The following is a 17,444-nucleotide window of genomic DNA, read 5'->3' as shown; positions in this document are numbered from 1 at the left end:
TCAGTGACGTGTCTCACGAAAAGACCGCTACGATCCGGACACGCTCTTACCGGGCAGTAGGCCCGGACCATGTTCTGGGAGGGACAACCTGTGATCAACCTCAGCCGTACCGCTCGTCGCGTCGCCGTCGCCGCCACCTCCGCCGCCGTCGCCGGCACCGCGCTCGTCGGGGCCACCTCCGGCACCGCGCACGCCGCGACCGTGACGACCGACTACACGTGCAGCCTCGGCAACCTGTACTCGGGCACGTTCCCGCTGACCGTCACCGGCGACCTGCCGGTCGACGCCTACTGGGCCGGCGCCGCCGTCCCCGCCGGCCTGCTGAACGTGCAGGCCGCCGCCACCGTCCCGGCCGACGCCGCGGGCCTCCTCTCCGCTGCCGGCGTGACCGGTGCCGAGTCGCGCGACTTCGCCTTCAAGGTCGGCTCCGCCACCGCTCGCGTCCCGCTGTCCGGCGCCTTCACCACCGACGGTGGCGTCACCACCTGGAACGGCGAGGGCTCGAACGCCACGTTCGTCACCCCGAACCCGACCAGCGCGCCGGTCGGCGTCGTCCTGCCGAACGCCTTCAAGCTGACCACCAAGCAGGGCGACGAGGACTCCGCCGAGCTCAGCTGCGCCGTCGCCAGCGGCACCACCCCGGCGTCGGTCGACACGATCAGCTTCCTCAAGCAGACCGCCACCAAGGTGACGGTCACCAAGAAGACGATCAAGGTGAAGAAGGGCAAGAAGGCCGTCGTCCCGGTCTCCGTGACCTCGAACGCCGCCCCGACGCTCGGCAAGGTCACCGCGGCGAAGGGCTCCAAGAAGCTCGGCCAGGCCACGCTGAAGAACGGCAAGGCCAAGATCAAGCTCGGCAAGCTCCCGGTCGGCACCCACAAGGTCACCGTCAAGCTCGTCGGCAGCCCGGCCCTGAAGGCCGCGACGACCAAGGTCACCATCAAGGTCGTCAAGTGAGCTGAGGCTCCCCCAGCAACACGCACCAGCAGCACCGCACCACCCGCACCACCACGAACGCCCGGCCGGGGTCACCCGGCCGGGCGTTCGCGCGTCCGAGACGGACGGCGCCGGTCAGACGGGGCCGGTCAGGCCCCGGTCAGGCCCCGCCGCCGGAGGTGGACTGGAACAGGAACATCGCCCGGCCGCCCCAGGTCCGCCCGTCGCGCACCGGCCCGGAGACCGTGGCGGCCGTGCCCGGGACCAGCCGCCCCGAGGGGCCGCCGCGCTCCCAGCCGACCCGGACGAGGTCGCCGGTGGTGGTGGCGACGTACACCTGGGAGCCGGCGAGGAACATCCCGCGGGCCTGCCGCAGGTCGAGCCCGCTCACGCCGGTGCTCGCGACGTACCGCTGCGCCCCGACGACTCCGCTCTCCGGGGTGAAGTAGCGGTAGTAGAGGGTCGGGTCGCCGGCGAGGGTGAAGTAGACCCGGTTGTCGTCGAGGAACATCCCGGTCATCACCGCGATCTCGTCGTGCCAGGCCGCGAGCCGCACGATCCGGTCGGAGGTGTCGACGGCCTGCGCGGTGCCGTACGTCGAGCCGGTGAAGGTGCGCCGGGTGAAGGACCCGTCGGACCGGCCGAGGTAGAGCCAGCCGTTGACCATGAACGCCCCGCGGACCGTCGACCAGTCCAGGCCGCCGTCGGGCGGGTCCTGCACCGTGCCGGCGACGGCGCCGTCGTAGCGCCGCCGCAGCAGGCCGGTCGGCGCGGCCGTGGAGGCGCCGGTGTAGACGTCGTTGGGCAGCAGCGGCGTCCGGATCGTCGGCCGGGTCGCGCCGTCCTTGAGCAGCAGCGCGATCCGGCTGCGCAGCTGGCCCGCGATCCGGGTGGTGTCGGAGGCGACCCACAGGCCCCGGTCGTCGACAAGGAAGTCGAAGACGCCGACGCCCTTGTCCCGGCCGGGGTTCCAGCTCAGCGGCAGGCCGTTGACCGGGTCGAGGGCCGCGATGCCCTCCCGGGCGACCGCGCCGGGACCGGCCCGGTCGCCGGCGAACGGGTTGTTCTGCCAGCGCTGGTGCCCGCCGACGTACACCGCGGCCGGGGTGATCTCCACGCCGTACGTCGTGTCGCCGCCGGTGTGGTTGATCCACGACGGCCGGGCGTCGGTGGAGGCGGTGCGGGTCTCGAACCGCGCGGTGGTGTCGCAGGCGCCGGTCGAGCCGCCGTAGGCCCCCGTCGTGGTCACCACGAAGAACGAGTCGTCGCCGGAGAACGCCACGTCGCGCATGTAGGTGTCGAACGCCGAGGAGCAGGGGGTCAGGTAGTAGCCGGTGCGGAACGTCGCGGGCTGCGCCGTCGCGCCCGAGGTGTCGAGCATGAGCAGCTGGTGGTTCTGGACGCCCTGGAGGGTGTCGAAGTTGCCGACGGCGACCAGCCGCGACCCGTCGGTGGTGGTGTCGATCTTGAGCACCTGGGTGACGCCTGAGCCGCGGTGGGTGCCGGCGACGCGCAGGCCCATGTACGGCGAGAAGGCGCCGGTCGCGGGATCGAGCGTCGCGAGGGCCGGCTGCGACCGGCCGGCGACGTGGGTGAACGCGCCGGCGATCCACAGGCGGCCGCCGCGCAGCGCCATGTCGCGGACGTTGCCGTTGACGGTGCCGGCGTTGAACGTCGAGACGACCGACCCGTCGGCGACGCGGATCCGCGCGACCCGGGCGCGGGTGGCGCCGCTGATGGAGGTGAAGCCGCCCCCGACGTACACGCTCGTGCCGTCGCCTGCCGGCAGCAGGGAGGTCACGCTCGTGCCGGGGTTGGGGTTGAACCCCGTGCGGAGCTGGCCGGTGTTGGCGTCGAGGGCGACCAGGCCGTTGCGGACGACCTCGGTGGTGCTGCCCTCGTTGCGCACGCGGGTGAAGCTGCCGCCGAGGATGACGGTGTCGCCCACCCTCGTGACGGCGAAGACGCGGCCGTCGAGGATGTGCGGGGTCCCGGCGACGGGCGTGGTGCGGACGACGGTCCCGCCGGGGACGTCGGCGGTGGCGAGCTGGGAGGCGCCGAGGAGGCCGCACCCGAGGGAGAGTGCGGCGGCGGCGGCGAGGATTCCACGTCTCATGGAGGGCCTGCCTTCTGTGTGGGGGAACCGCCCAGCGTGCGCCCGCTCCGCCCGGTCGGCGCCGGGTCGGCCGGAGGGTCATCGAAGTTGGGGACCGGCTGGGGGACCGGCTCTGGGACCGGCTCTGGGACCGGCGCCGGGCGGTGGTGCGGGGGGCTCGGGCATGCTGAGCGGGTGCACCGCGAGGACCCGAGGCGGCGGACGCCGCGCACCGACGTCGTCCTGGCCGACCCGCTGCTGGCCGAGCCGCGGGCCCGTCTGGGCGACGCGATCGTCAAGCAGGCCGTGAGCCGGGCGCTCGAGCGGTGCCGCGCCGGCGAGGTGACGCCCGAGGACGTCCCGGCCGCTGCGCACGCCGCGCTGCCGGCGTACGCCGCCTCCCTGCGGCGCGTGGTCAACGCGACCGGCGTCGTGGTCCACACGAACCTCGGGCGGGCGCCGCTCTCCCCCGCGGCCGTCGAGGCGCTGACCGTCGCGGCCGGCGCCACCGACGTCGAGCTCGACCTCGCCACCGGCCGCCGGGGCCGGCGCGGCCGCTCGGCGATGGCAGCGCTCGCCGCGGCCGTGCCGGACGCGGGCGGCGTGCACGTCGTCAACAACGGGGCGGCCGCGCTGGCGCTGGTCACCTGCGCGCTCGCCGCCGGCCGATCCGGGCGCCGCGACGTGGTCATCGCCCGCGGCGAGCTGGTCGAGATCGGCGACGGGTTCCGCATCCCCGAGCTGCTGGAGTCGGTCGGCGCGCGGCTGCGCGAGGTCGGCACGACGAACCGGGTGCGGCTGGCCGACTACGAGGCGGCCGTCGACGACGACGTGGCCTTCGTGCTCAAGGTGCACCCCTCGAACTTCCTGGTCTCCGGGTTCACCTCCTCGGTCGGCGTCCGCGAGCTGGCCACGCTGCCCGTCCCGGTCGTCGTCGACATCGGCTCGGGCCTGCTCGCGCCCCACCCCCGGCTGCCCGACGAGCCGAGCGCGTCCGCTGTGCTCCGCGACGGCGCCGACCTGGTCACCGCCTCCGGCGACAAGCTGCTCGGCGGGCCGCAGTGCGGCCTGCTGCTCGGGACGGCCGAGCTGGTGGAGTCCCTGCGGCGGCACCCGTTCGCGCGGGCGCTGCGCGTCGACAAGCTGACCCTGGCCGCCCTCGAGGCCACGCTGACCGGGCCCGTGCCGCCGGTCGCGGCGGCGCTGGCCGCCGACCCCGCCGCCCTGCGGGCACGCGCCGAGACGATCGCGGCCGCGATCGGGGAGGTGCCCGGCGGCGTCGCCGAGGCGGTGGACTCGACCGCGGCCGTCGGTGGCGGCGGCGCACCCGGCGTCGAGCTGCCCTCGGCCGCGGTCGCGCTGCCCGCGCCGCTCGCCGAGGCGCTGCGCCTCGACGACCGGCTGCCGGTGGTCGGTCGCGTGGAGCGCGGGCGGCTGCTGCTCGACCTGGTCGCGGTCGACCCCGCCGACGACGCGCACCTCGTCGAGGCCGTCCGCCGCTGCGCCACCCGCTGCGCCGACCGCTGCGCCGACCGTCCGGCGGGCTGAGCGTGCACGTCGTCGCCACGGCCGGTCACGTCGACCACGGCAAGTCCACGCTGGTCCACGCCCTCACCGGGATGGAGCCCGACCGGCTCGCCGAGGAGCGGGCGCGCGGGCTCTCGATCCAGCTCGGCTACGCCTGGGCCGAGATCGGCGGCGACCAGGTCGCCTTCGTCGACGTGCCCGGCCACGAGCGGTTCGTCAGCACGATGCTCGCCGGCATCGGGCCGGTCCCGGCCGCGCTGCTGGTGGTCGCCGCCGACGACCCGTGGATGCCGCAGGCCGCCGAGCACCTCGCGGCGCTGGACGCGCTCGGGGTGGCCCACGGCGTGGTCGCCGTCACCCGCGCGGACCTGGCCGACCCCGCGGCCTCGGTCGCCCGGGCCCGCGCCGAGGTCGACCGGACCTCGCTGGCCGGCGCGCCCGTGGTGCCGGTCAGTGCGCGGACCGGTCAGGGCCTCGACGAGCTGCGCCACCACCTGGCGGCGCTGGTGGCCGGCCTGCCGCGGCCCGACCCGGGCGGCGACGTACGGCTGTGGGTGGATCGGCGCTTCAGCATCACCGGCGCGGGGACCGTGGTGACGGGGACGCTGCCGGCGGGGACGGTACGCCGCGGCGACACCCTCGAGCTGTGGGCCGGGGGCCCGCCGACGACGGTCCGGGTGCGCGGGGTGCAGGCGCTCGGGGCCGGCGTGGACGCCGCGACCGGCGTCGCCCGGGTGGCGCTCAACCTCACCGGCGACGGCCTGGACCGGATCGACCGCGACAGCGTGCTGGTGACCCCGGGGGCATTCCACCCGGCGACCTCCGTGGACGTGCGGGTGGCCGGCGAGGGGCGGATGCCGGAGCGACCGGTGCTGCACGTCGGCGCCGCGTCGTTCGCGGTCCGGGCGCGGCCGCTCGCCGGCGACGAGGGCGACCTCGTGCGGATCGCCCTGCCGCGCGCGGTGCCCTTTCGGGTCGGCGACCGGGCCCTGCTGCGCGACCCGGGATCACGCCGGGTCTGGGGCGTGCGCGTGCTCGACCCCGAGCCACCCGGGCTGGGCCGCCGCGGGGCGGCCGCCGCCCGCGCCCGCGTGCTCGCCGACGTGCGGCCGGAGCCCGACCTGGCCGGCGAGCTCGACCGCCGCGGCCTGGTCGCCGCGGCGCTGCTGCACCGCCTCGGCGTACCGACCGGGCCGCTGCCCGACGGCGCACTGGAGGCCGACGGCACGCTGGTCTCGGCGGCCCGGGCCGCCGCCCTGGCCCGCCAGGTCGTCGAGCTGGTACGACGCCACGACGCCGACCAGCCCCTCGACCGCGGCGTGCCGGTGACCGCGGTGGCCGACCGGCTCGGCGTACCGGCCGCCGTCGTGGCGGCCGTCGCGCCGCGGGTCGCCGGCGGGCGGGTCGTCCTCGGCGAGGCCACCCCCGCGCTCCCCCCGGACCTCGAGCGGGCGCTCGAGGCACTGGCCGCCGACCTGGCCGACCAGCCCTTCGCCGCGCCGCCCGCCGACCGGCTCGCCGACCTCGGTCTCGACGCCCGGCGCACCGCCGCCGCCGCGAAGGCCGGCCGGCTGCTCCGGCTCGCCCCGGCCGTGGTGCTGCTGCCCGGGGCCGACGCCCGCGCGGTCGAGCTGCTCCGCTCGCTGCCGCAGCCGTTCACCACGAGCGAGGCCCGCCAGGCGCTGGGCACCTCCCGGCGGGTGGTCCTGCCGCTCCTCGAGCACCTCGACCGGACCGGCCGCACTCGGCGGCTGCCCGACGACCGGCGCCAGGTCGTCGAGCGCTGAGCCCGCGCCCCTGTCCTTTCCCCTGGATGGCGGGTGGGCGTTCCCGTGGCGGGATAGTCCGCCACCTGCGCGCCCTTTCGCCGCTCAGAAAGGGCGCTCCTGTGGCGGACTACCCCGGCGGCGGTCCCAGCGGCCCCACCGGCCCACCGGCCCACCGGCCCACCGGCCCACCGGAGCGGACCTCGGCGGACCCAGCTGACCGCGGACCGAACCTCGGCCGCGGCCGGTCAGTCGTCGAAGAGCGCGCGGACGTCGGCGGCGGTGACCGCGCCGGACATGGCGCCGTCGCCGTCGACCACCTGCGCGAAGAGCGCGGCCTTGCGGGCCTTGAGCTCCATGACCTTCTCCTCGATGGTGTCGGTCGCGACCAGGCGGTAGACGGTCACCGGCGAGTGCTGCCCGATCCGGTGCGCGCGGTCGACGGCCTGCGCCTCGGTGGCGGGGTTCCACCACGGGTCGAGGACGAAGACGTAGGTCGCCTCGGTCAGCGTCAGGCCGACCCCGCCGGCCTTGAGGCTGATGAGGAACGCGGTGTCCTCGCCACCGCGGAACCCCTCGATGACCGCCTCCCGGTCGCGGGTGCGCCCGTCGAGGTAGGAGTGCGAGAGCCCCTCGGCGTCCAGGCGGGCGCGCACCCGGGCGAGGAAGCTGGTGAACTGGCTGAAGACCAGCGCCCGGTGGCCTTCCTCGGCCAGCTCGCGCAGGTGGTCGACGAGCAGGTCGATCTTGGCCGAGCCGACCGAGTCCAGCTCGGGGTCGACCAGCGCCGGGTCCAGGCTGAGCTGGCGCAGCTTGGTGAGCGAGCGGAAGATCGCGACCCGGTTGGCGTTGAAGTCCTCGGCGATCAGGCCGAGGATGTGCTGCCGCTCGCGCTGGAGGTGCGCGTCGTACACCTTGCGGTGCTTGGCGCCCAGCGCCACGTCGAGCACCTGCTCCTGCTTGGGCGGGAGGTCGGCCGCGACCAGCTCCTTGGTGCGCCGCAGGAGGAACGGGCGGATCCGCGTGCGGAAGCGGCGCAGCGCCGCCTCGTCGCCGTGCTTCTCGACCGGGCCGGCGACCAGCTCCCCGAACCGCTTGGGGTGCGGGTAGAGGCCGGGCGCGACGATCGAGAGCAGCGACCACAGCTCCATCAGCCGGTTCTCGAACGGCGTGCCGGTCAGCGCCAGCCGGAACGGCGCCTCGATCAGCCGGACCGCCTGGTAGGTCTTGCCCTGGTGGTTCTTGACCTGCTGGGCCTCGTCGAGCACCAGCCCGCCCCACGGCATCGCGGCGTAGTCGTCGGCCTCGAGGCGCAGCAGCGTGTACGTCGTCACCACGACGTCCGCGCCGGCGACGACCTCCTTGAGCTCCTCCCCGCGGCGACGGCGCCCGGCGGTGACCGCCCGGACGTCGAGCCCCGGCGCGTGGGCGGCGGCCTCGCGCACCCAGCCCGGCACCACGCTGGTCGGCGCGACGACGAGGAACGGCTCGGAGCCGCGGCTGCGCGCGTGGCTGATCAGCGCGAGGGTCTGGAGCGTCTTGCCCAGGCCCATGTCGTCGGCGAGGATCCCGCCGAGGCCGGAGTCGTGGAGGAAGGCCAGCCAGCGGAACCCGTCGAGCTGGTACTCCCGCAGTGTGCTCGCCATCCCGGGCGGGTCGACCTTGGGCAGCGTGGTGAGCCCGCGCAGGGCCTGGGCCGCCTCGACCCACTGCCGGGCCTGGTGGTCGACCACGCCGATCTCGGCGAGCTCGCCCCACAGGCCGAGGTCGCCCGCGCCGACGCCGATCCGGTCGTCGTCGGTGCGCTCGACGAGCTCCTCGGCGGCGCGGACGGCGTCCGCGAGCCGGGCCAGGGCGGGGTGGGCGGCCGGAAGATGGCGACCGCTGGGCAGGAAGACGCGCTCCTCGCCGTGACGGGCGGCCTCGGTGAGCGCCTCGATCAGGGCCGAGAGGGCGACCTGCTCGCCGTCGACGTCGATGACCACGCGGAGGTTGAGCCAGTCCACGCGGCCCTCGGCGGCGCCCTCGTCGAGCTCGAAGCGGATCTCCGGCTCGCCCTCGGCAGCCCGGTGGTCGGGCTGGACGCCGACGTCCTCGACCTCGACGAGCGGGTCCTCGCGCAGCGCCGGAAGGACCTCCCCGACCAGGGTGAGCAGGCGGTCGCCGCGCAGCACGCGCCGCCCGGCGAGCGCACCGTCCTCGCCGCGGAGCAGCTCGTCGCCGGTGGGGCCGAGGTCGAGGCGGGCCAGGTGGGCGCGCTCGCGGTCGTGGCGGCGTACGCCGGCGGGCGACGCCGCGGCCGGGTCGAGCTCGGTACGCACCTCGTGCTCGCCGGTGCGGTAGCGCCAGCCCCAGCCGATCTCGGCGGCGCCGGGGCCCTTCCAGGCGATGGTGAGCACGAGGGCCGGCGGCTGCTCCTCCGGCACCGCGACGGAGCCGTCGGTCGAGGAGACCGGCAGGTGGCGCCGCAGCCGCGGGAGGTGGGTCGTGAGGAAGAGGTCGGCCTGGTCCGGCGGGATGAGCAGCGGGTCGGGGGTCTCGACGAGCCGCCGCACCGGCTCGGGCACGAGCCGGTCGAGCTGGGCGAGCACGAGGTCCTCGGTGACCGGGTCGAGCAGGCCGATGCCGTGCCCGCGCTGACCGACGATGAGCAGCTCCTCGCCGCTCCACCAGCGCTGGTCGTGCCAGACGCCGACGGTCAGCCGGGCAGGGCTGTCGGGAGCGTTGTCGGGAGCGCCGTCGGGACCGCCCTCGGAACCGCCGTCGGAGCGCAGCTCCGCGGTCAGGGACAGCGGCCGGTCCAGCAGCGTCACCGAGCGCACGCCGGCGCCGCCGACGAGCTGGACGCCCGCCGCGCGGGCCCGCTCGAGCATGGCCCACAGGCCCGGCCCGAAGTCGTCGAGGGGCGAGTCCCCGGAGCTGTAGTAGGTGGGCGACCGGCGGGCCCCGGACAGCTCCAGCAGCGGGGCGAGCTGCTCGGGCTCGTAGGTCCGGGAGTAGGACACCTTGGTCAGGTCGCCCCACCCGACGCCGCGGCGGATCCAGGTGCCGCGGGCGCCGGCCGCGAGCGGACGCAGCCGCAGCGAGGGACGGCTCGCCTGGACCTGCCAGGAGGGCGCCCGCCGGTGACCGGCGTCCCGGGCGGCGTCGTCCGCGGCGCCCGGACGGTCGAGGGACACCTCGAGCGCGAGCCGCTGGGCCCGCCCGCCGGTGGGGCCGGCGTCGAGGTCGTCGAGGACGCGCTCCAGCCGCGCGGTCCACAGCGGCGCCTCGGGCGTCGCCGCGGTCTCCTGGTGCCGGCTGAGGACCAGCGCCAGCGCGGCGCCGTGCTTGCATCCCACCCCGACGGGGCAGGTGCAGTCGCTGTAGAGCTCCCACCGGCCGGCCATCCGGACCGCGGCCAGCTCGACCTCGTAGGGGCGCTGCGCCGTGCCGGCCACGCTCGCGGTGAGCACGACCTCCTCGGGGTCGGCGGTGCGCAGCACGATGTCGTCGACGCGGTCCTCGGCCGCGTAGGCCCGGGCCCGCTCGACCGTCCCGCGGTCGTAGGAGCGCAGGACCGACGCCTCGTCCAGGTCCGGCAGTGGCGTCTGGGACACGGCCCCTCCTGTTGGCGTCGTGATCGGCTTCGTGCGCGACGATCATGCCGCGCGGCGCCGACAACCACCGGATCGGCGACCCGTCCCTGTGGACAGCCGCGGGAGACGACGGCGGCCGGATGTCGGCGTACCCACGCACAACGCCCTGGCGGGCCGGTTGTTCCCGGGGTGCTGCTCAGCGGCTGCCTGACCCGACCGGCGAGGAGCTGCTGTCGGCCCGCCCTCCGATGGGGGGAACGAGGGCGGGCCGACGAGCTCCGTGAGGAACGCCGTCCGGCCCCACAGGGGACCTGGCCGGAGGGCGTTCCGGCAGGTGGTGCGATCGCTACCTGTCGCGAGCGGCGGCCGGCGTTGCATCGACCACCGACCGATCAGGACCGGGACCAGAGCCAGGACCAGAGCCGGGACCAGAGCCAGGACCAGATCAGCGGACCCGGCCGTAGAAGTGGCTGCGGGTCCAGATCGTGGCGCGGGTGACGCGCTTGCCGGTGCCGGGGGCGTGCCAGATGCGGTTCCCGCCGGCGTACACCGCGACGTGGTAGACGCCACCGCGGTTGTGGAAGAACACCAGGTCGCCGGGGCGGGCGCCCTTGCGGCTGACCCGCTTGGTGTGGCCGACCTGCGCGCGCGAGGAGTGCGGGAGCCGCTTGCCGAGCGCGACGCGGTAGGCGAACTGGGTCAGGCCGGAGCAGTCGAAGCGGTGCGGGCCGGCGGCGCCCCAGGCGTACGGGTCGCCGTTCTGGCGGCGGACGACACGCAGGACGCGCTCGCCGCGGCTGACGCGGTGCTTGCGCTTGCGCGCGAGGGTGCGGCCCTCGATCTTCGCGCCCTCGGTGTTCGAGGCGTTGGTGGGCGCGTTGGCCGGGGCGGCGTTCGCGGCGGGGCCGGCCGGGCTGAAGCCGGCACCCAGGCTCAGCACCAGCGCGGCGGTCAGGGCGATGAACAGCGGGCGGGTGCGCAGCAGCGCACCGGTGAAAGCGTGGTTCACGGGTCGTTCCTCGGCGATCGCCTGCGGAAGTGGTCCTGTCGGATTCGGGCGCCGTGCCCGGCCGAGCGCTGCTCGGCTTCACCCCAAGCCCCTCCCCGCCGCGGCGGTGGTGGGCGTCCTGCTCGGGTCTCCCGCGCCCGTCTCTGCTTCCTGTGTGATGGTTCCTGGCGACGTGACGGGCTTCGGCGCGGTCCAGGATCGTGATGCCGCCGGACCGGGCTAGACCACCGGTCGGCCATATCACGGTCACACCCAAGACGCCTCTCACCTAGCCCACAGAGCCGTGACGTCACTCACCCGGCGGGACCGGGGGGTCGGCGCCGAGAGATCGGTACCGTCGAGTGCGATGGCTGACGAGAACACCACCGAAGACACCGAGAAGTCCGGATCCGGGCTCGACATCGACTGGCTGAGGACCATCGCCGGCGCGCTCGCCGCGATCACGACGGCCGTCCTGCTCTCGACCCTCGGCGCCGCCGGCACCCTGCTCGGCGCCGCGCTGGGGTCGATCGCGGCGACGGTCGGCACCGCCGTCTACAGCCAGGGGCTGGCCCGGTCGAAGGCACGGCTCGCCGCGGTCCAGGAGCAGGCGCTGGGCAAGGTCGGCGTCGCCCAGGCGGAGGTACGCCGCTCCGCCAGGCGCGGGGACACCTCACGGCTGCCGCAGGCCGAGGAGCACCTCGCCGAGGCCGCCGACATGCTCGACCCCTCCGTCGAGGGCGCGCCCGGCGACGAGCTCGCCGGCCCGGCCCCCACCTGGCGCGAGCGGCTCGCCGTGCTGCCCTGGAAGCGGATCGCGCTCGTCGCCGCGGGCCTCTTCGTGCTGGTCATGGTGGTGATCAGCGCGTTCGAGGCGCTCACCGGCAAGCCGGTCTCCTCCTACACCGGCGGCTCGGACTCCGACGGCGGCACCTCGATCACCCGGATCACCGGGGGCGGGTCGTCCGACGAGGACGGCGACAAGGACCGCGGCCCGAAGCAGGGCGAGCCCTCCGACGGCACCCGGCCCAGCGACGGCACGACGCCGTCGGGCCAGCCGACGGACGGGCCGTCGGGCGGCACCTCCTCCGAGACCCCCGAGATGGACCCCCGGGACGAGGAGCCGGAGCAGTCGCCCTCGCCCGAGCCGACCCCCGAGGCGCCGACGCCGTCCGCCGAGCCGAGCGCCCCGGCGCCGAGCCCGACGACGACCCCGTGACGCCGGTGACGCCGGTGACGCTGTGACCCCGGTGGCCCTGTGACCTCCGAGCGGGACCTGGTCGCCCGGCTGCTCGAGCGGCACGGCACGACGTACGCCGAGGAGGCCGGGATCCCGCTCGCCGACGAGCCGGCTCCGCTGTGGCAGCTGCTCGTGCTGACCCTGCTGCTCTCGGCGCGGATCCGCTCCGCCACCGCCGTCGCGGCCACCCGCGAGCTCCTCGCCGCCGGCTGCACCACGCCGGAGGCCACCCGCGGCCTGTCGCGCGGCCGGATCGTCGTGGCGCTCGGCCGCGGCGGCTACCGCCGCTACGACGAGCGCACCGCGAACCAGCTGGCCGAGCTCGCCCGCGTGGTGCTCGACGAGCACGGCGGCGACCTGCGCCGGATGCACGAGGCCTGCGCCGACGTACCCGCCCTGGAGGCGGCGCTGCAGCGGTTCACCGGCATCGGGCCCGCCGGCGCGGCGATCTACGTCCGCGAGGTGCAGGGCGTCCGCCCCGAGGTCGCGCCGTACGTCGACGGTCTGGCCGCCCGGGGCGCAGCCCGGCTCGGGCTGCCGACCGCGCCGGCCGCCCTCGCCGCGCTCGCGGCTCGCGTCGACCCGGCCCCGACCGCCCTCCCCCGCCTGGTCGCCGCCTGCGTGCGAGCGGCGCGCAGCGAGGCGGTCGTCGAGGACGTCCGCGCCGGCTGAGCCCCGCCCGCCCGGGAACGGCGAACGGCGCCGCCCTCGGTCGAGGGCGGCGCCGTCCTGGTGCCGGTGGAGCCGTGCCGGGAGTGGGTCAGGTCAGCGGCGCACGGTGACCTTCACCGGCGTGCTGCTGACGGTCCGGCCGGTGCCGGTGAAGGCGACCTTGAGGGTCACCTTCTTCCCCTTGCGGACCTTCGTGGTGGCCTTGGCCGGCAGGGCGATGGTGATCGTCCGCTGGCCGCCCGCGGCGACGCGCACCTTCGAGGTGGCGATCCGCTTCCCACCGAGGGTCACCTTGACGGTGCCGGTGCAGGCGGCGCCGACGCTGGCGCAACCGACGGCCAGCGTGACCCGGGCCTTGCCGCGCCGGGGCAGCGTCGCCTTGACCGAGCGGTCGAGCACCGTGAGGCGCAGCTTCGTGGGCTGCGGCTCGGGCAGCGGGTCGACGTCGACGACCGGCGGCGGCACCGCGTCGGCGTCGTACCGCAGCGGCGGGGTCCAGGCGGGCAGCACCCGGCCCTGGGCGACCTTGTCGAAGGCGTAGGCGAAGCCCATCAGCTCGGCGTCCTGGAACGCCTTGCCCTGGAGCTGGAAGCCGACGGGGTTGCCGTTCTCGGTCGTGCCGGCCGGGAAGATGACCGTCGGCACGCCCGCGGCGGAGGACTGCGGGTCCTTGCGGCCGAAGCTGGGGTTGATCGAGTCGTTGAGGTGGATCTCGCTCAGCTCGGCCGGGTAGAGGATCGCGTCGGCGCCGTGCTCGTCCATCCAGGCGGCGATGTTCTCGCGGTACGTCGCCCGGTAGGCCTCGAAGTCACGCTGCTGCTGCTCGGTCATCCGGCCGGTGCCGGTGTACTCCCCCGCCCGGCGCTGGTAGGGCACCCGCAGCTCGTTGTGGGTGATCTGCTCGGGCAGCGTGTAGGGGTTGTCGGGGTGCGCGTCGATCCACTGCGCCCAGCCCTCGTAGCCGGTGTCGCCGTAGTCGCCGCGGGTCGGGACGTCCGTGAAGTCCGGGACGACCTTGATCGTGGCGCCGGCCTTCTCGAAGTTGGCGAACTGCGCCTTCAGCGCGTCGCTGACCTCGCTGGTGCCGAACGGGTCGTCGAAGGCCGTCTCCGGCACGCCGATGACCTTGCCCTTCAGCGCCCCGGGCTTGAGCGTGGCGCTCCAGTCGGTCGGGCGGTGACCGTTGGCGACGTCGTCGAGCACGTCGTCGGGGTTGTCGACGGCCGTGACGTCGAGCAGCGTCGCGAGGTCCTCGATCGACTGGCCGATCCAGCCGACGTAGTCCTGGATGAGCGTGAGCGGCATGGTGCCCGCGCTGGACTGCATGCCGTCGGTGCCGCGCAGGGAGTAGAGGCTGGCCGCGCCGGCCGGGCCCCACAGCGAGTCGCCGGTCTGGGTGCCCCAGGCGGCTGCCGCGAAGCTCGAGGCCACCGCGACGGCCGACCCGCCGCTGGAGCCGATCGGGCTGCGGGAGGGGTCGAAGGCGTTCCAGGTCGCGCCGAAGGCGTTGGGGCTGTAGTGCCCGTCGTTGGCGAACTCCGCGAGGTTGGCCTTGCCGAGGATGATCGCGCCGGCCTCGCGCATCAGCTCGACCTGGAAGGCGTCCTCCTTCGGCTGGTAGCCGTCGAAGACCAGCGAGCCGCCGGTGGTCGGCATGTCCTTGGTGTCGATGATGTCCTTGGCCAGCACCGGGATGCCGAGCAGCGGGCGCTTGTCGCCGGCCTTGCGGGCCTTGTCGGCCGCGCGGGCCTGCGCCATCGCGTCGGGGGCGACGGTGATGACCGAGTGCAGGCCGAAGGGGCCCTGGTCGTAGGCCGCGATCCGGTCGAGGTAGGCGCGCACGATCTGCTGGGAGGTCGTCCGCCCGGCCTTCAGGTCCGCGGCGAGCTCGGTGAGGGTCTTGCCGACCACGTCGTACGACGAGGTGGTCGCGGCGGTCTTCGCGCTCACCGACCCGGCGGCGCTGCCCGCGAAGGGCACCTGCGGCGCCTTCGCGCAGTCCGCGCCGGCCAGGCCGAGGGCGGCGGGGTCGAAGTTCTCCACCGAGCACAGCTCGGAGAGGGTCAGCCCCTCGACGGCGGGCAGGCCCGCGAGGGTGGCGGCGAGGCTCTCGACCTTCGCGACCTCGCTGCCCGCCGGGCGGGTCGAGCCGCCGACGGCGCGGCCCTCGGGCATCCCGGTGACGACGTACCGCAGCAGCGACTCGGTGTCGCCCGGCTCGATCGTGAGCGTGGTGACGAAGCCGGGGTGGTTGGCCGCGTCGCCGTCGGCCGGGAGCGGGTTGTCGAAGGGGTCGAGCAGGAAGGTGCCGACCTTCTCCAGCGCGTCGGCCTCGCCGGGGGTGCCGAAGACGGTGGCCGACGGGCCGTTCTGGCTGGGGCCGCCGGCCGCGGTGGTCGGGGTGTGCCAGGAGGCCCAGCCGTCGGCGGCGGTGATCGCGTCGTCGCCGTCGCCGGTGGCGCTGAGCTCGCTCTGGTTCTCGCCGGTGGCGTAGCCGACCTGGCCGCCGAAGGCGACCCGCACGGTCACCGGCTTGCGGGTGGTGTTGGTGAAGGTGTCGAAGAACCGGCCGTAGGACTGGCCCGCGGGGACGACCAGCTCGCGGCGGACCACGACGCCGTCGACGTCGACGCCGCGGGTCGAGGTGAACGTCTCGCGGCCGTCGTAGGTCAGGCCGAAGCCGCGCAGCAGGATGCCGTTGAGGCGGCTCTTCCCGCCCTCGACCTCCACGCGCAGGCCGCCGTACCCCTGGAGCGCGTTGCCGGTGGTGTCGCGGACGCTGCCGGTGTCGAGGCCCGGGTTGGCGGCGTCGTGCACGCCCCAGCGGTCGCCCTCGCCGGCGGGGACGTAGTTGTATGCCGCCGCCGGGGAGACCGTCGCCAGCGTGCCGGCGGCCAGGGCGGCCGCGGCGAGGGACGGGATCGCGCGACGCGCCGTCCAGCGCCGGGCGGACCTCGCCTTGTTGATGTTCGTCATGCTCGCTCCTCACACCGGCCGGTGGGGGTCGGCCGGGTCACCTGACCGGCGCGGTCGCCGGATGAGGAGGAGCAAACCCAGGAGCAGGACTCCGGAGGTTGCCTGCTTGTTACAGGAGGGCGCCGGGGCCGCCCCGCTGTGTGAACGTTGCGGTCACCGGGCTCGGGTCGGTTGGGGCGGAGTCAGCCCCGGGCGGCGCCCACCCCGAGCAGCGCGGCCAGCCCGAGCGCGCTGCGCGGGGCGTACGCCGCGCGCCACAGGCCGCCGTGCGCCGCGGCGTACGCCTCGTCCTGCCAGGGGTGCTCATGGCGCGGGCCGCCGTCGGTGTGCAGGTCGTGGACCAGCAGCGCGGCCATCAGCACGTTGGAGGTCGCGGGGTCGAAGACCTCGACGCCGAAGCGGTGGGCGCCGGCGTACGCCGCGGCGAGGGCGCGGTTCTTGACCACCGAGCGGGTGCGGGTCGGCGGGGCGACGTTCATCGACACGGTCGCGCCCTCGTGGCGGGCCACCGTCGCGCGCCAGCGCTGGAGCCGCTTGGCCAGCGCGTAGTTGGGGCCTTGCTGCGGCACGAGCGAGTCGTTGACGCCCGGCTCGGAGCCCGGCGCGTAGGGGCGGCGCAGCAGCCGGCCGCCCGACGCGGCGCGCAGCGGTCGGCCGATCGTCCTCGACGCCCGGGAGCGGGTCTCGTACCGCTCGGTCGCCTGGGCCACCGCGTCGCTCGGCACCCCGAACACGTCGGTCGGCGTGGCCAGGAACGCCAGCGCCACGTCGTCCCGGCTCGCCAGGAGCCGGCGACTCAGCTCGTCCACGGCGGCGCTGACCCGGACGTTGGTGGCGCCGTCGGCGTAGACGTAGTTGCCGAGCACCAGCGTGCCCGGCTGCTCGGCCAGCCACTGCTCCAGCGCGGGTACGTCGGCCAGCAGGTCGGCTCCCGGCACGCCGCTCTCCCCGGCGAGGGCCATCGGCGCGACCACGGTGCCCGCGCCGGCGCGAGCGGCCTCGCCGACCCGGTCCCACAGGCCGGACCTCGGCAGGTCGACCGCCGCCACCCGGGCACCCCACCGGGTCAGCGCCTGGAGCGGGCCCATCTCCGAGGCGGCGCCGATCACCGCGACGGTGTGCCCCTCGAGCCGGAGCCACGCGGGGTTGGCCAGCACCTCGCCGACCGCCTGCGCGACCGACGGCTCGACCACGCCCGCCTCGACCCAGCGGTCCACCTGTCGCCTGATCTCGTCCCCTCGGAGCCGGTCGCCCCGGTAGGGCAGCACCAGCTCCTCCACCGGCTCGGCCGTCCCCGGCACCTCGACCTGGGTGAACCCGTCGGTCCCGCCCGGCCACTGCGCCAGCGTCCCCTCGCCGTCGTCGCCGAGCACCCGCATCCGCTCGTGCACCGACGCCAGCCCGGCCCGCGCGATGCTCAGCGCATCCTCGGGCTGGTCGAGGCCGGCCTCGACGAGGCGACGGAAGTACAGCAGGTACTCCCCCCGCCACGCCGTCTCCCGCTCCGCCGCACCCGCCCCCACCGGGTCGACCGGCCGCAGCGCGTCCGCCACCACCGCGCGGCCCACCGCCGTCGTGCTGCGGCGACCTTCGTCGTCGCTCGGGAACACCAGTCCGTGCTGCTCGTCGGCCATGCCCGCCATCCTGCCCCTCGGGGGCACGCTCC

At 75.6% G+C, this 17,444-nt stretch carries 10 protein-coding genes; 5 read left to right on the top strand and 5 right to left on the bottom strand.

From position 1 onward, the window contains the following. Positions 1-90 precede the first annotated feature (90 nt). A complete protein-coding gene (locus HPC71_RS03880) occupies positions 91-957 on the top strand; it encodes an Ig-like domain repeat protein (RefSeq protein WP_154613793.1) in 867 nt (288 codons plus the stop codon). Between the two features lie 139 nt (positions 958-1,096). Here HPC71_RS03880 and HPC71_RS03875 read toward each other — a convergent pair whose 3' ends face one another. Continuing rightward, positions 1,097-3,052, bottom strand: a complete 1,956-nt coding sequence (locus HPC71_RS03875) for a hypothetical protein (RefSeq protein ID WP_154613792.1) — start codon at positions 3,050-3,052, stop codon at positions 1,097-1,099. Positions 3,053-3,226: 174 nt separating this feature from the next. Here HPC71_RS03875 and selA point away from each other — a divergent pair, with 174 nt between their 5' ends. Both selA and selB read left to right on the top strand, forming a co-directional pair. After that, a complete protein-coding gene (gene selA / locus HPC71_RS03870; RefSeq protein WP_171896125.1) occupies positions 3,227-4,579 on the top strand; it encodes an L-seryl-tRNA(Sec) selenium transferase in 1,353 nt (450 codons plus the stop codon). Between the two features lie 2 nt (positions 4,580-4,581). Continuing rightward, a complete protein-coding gene (gene selB / locus HPC71_RS03865; RefSeq protein WP_171896123.1) occupies positions 4,582-6,345 on the top strand; it encodes a selenocysteine-specific translation elongation factor in 1,764 nt (587 codons plus the stop codon). A 227-nt stretch (positions 6,346-6,572) separates the two neighbouring features. On the opposite strand, the gene HPC71_RS03860 is transcribed toward selB, so the two are convergent. Continuing rightward, positions 6,573-9,923: a DEAD/DEAH box helicase gene (locus HPC71_RS03860; RefSeq protein ID WP_154613791.1), complete on the bottom strand. Its 3,351-nt coding sequence runs from the start codon at positions 9,921-9,923 to the stop codon at positions 6,573-6,575. 424 nt (positions 9,924-10,347) lie between these two features. After that, positions 10,348-10,911 (bottom strand): C40 family peptidase, encoded by a 564-nt coding sequence (locus tag HPC71_RS03855; protein ID WP_154613790.1) that lies wholly within the window; start codon positions 10,909-10,911, stop codon positions 10,348-10,350. 346 nt (positions 10,912-11,257) lie between these two features. On the opposite strand from HPC71_RS03855, the gene HPC71_RS03850 reads away from it, so the two are divergent. Together HPC71_RS03850 and HPC71_RS03845 are read left to right on the top strand one after the other, a co-directional pair. After that, positions 11,258-12,109: a hypothetical protein gene (locus tag HPC71_RS03850; RefSeq protein WP_154613789.1), complete on the top strand. Its 852-nt coding sequence runs from the start codon at positions 11,258-11,260 to the stop codon at positions 12,107-12,109. Between the two features lie 39 nt (positions 12,110-12,148). Then, the gene (locus HPC71_RS03845; protein WP_171896122.1) at positions 12,149-12,802 is read left to right on the top strand and encodes an HhH-GDP family DNA glycosylase; all 654 of its coding nucleotides are present in this window, start codon (positions 12,149-12,151) and stop codon (positions 12,800-12,802) included. A 93-nt stretch (positions 12,803-12,895) separates the two neighbouring features. Here HPC71_RS03845 and HPC71_RS03840 read toward each other — a convergent pair whose 3' ends face one another. Beyond that, positions 12,896-15,778, bottom strand: a complete 2,883-nt coding sequence (locus HPC71_RS03840) for an amidase (RefSeq protein ID WP_154613788.1) — start codon at positions 15,776-15,778, stop codon at positions 12,896-12,898. Positions 15,779-15,960: 182 nt separating this feature from the next. Continuing rightward, positions 15,961-17,412: a hypothetical protein gene (locus HPC71_RS03835; RefSeq protein WP_154613787.1), complete on the bottom strand. Its 1,452-nt coding sequence runs from the start codon at positions 17,410-17,412 to the stop codon at positions 15,961-15,963. Positions 17,413-17,444 lie beyond the last annotated feature (32 nt).

Origin of the sequence: Nocardioides marmotae (assembly GCF_013177455.1) — a bacterium.
GTDB classification, from domain to species: Bacteria; Actinomycetota; Actinomycetes; order Propionibacteriales; family Nocardioidaceae; genus Nocardioides; species Nocardioides marmotae.
Note: the sequence above shows the minus strand (reverse complement) of the source record. Positions and strands in the feature narration are given on the sequence as shown.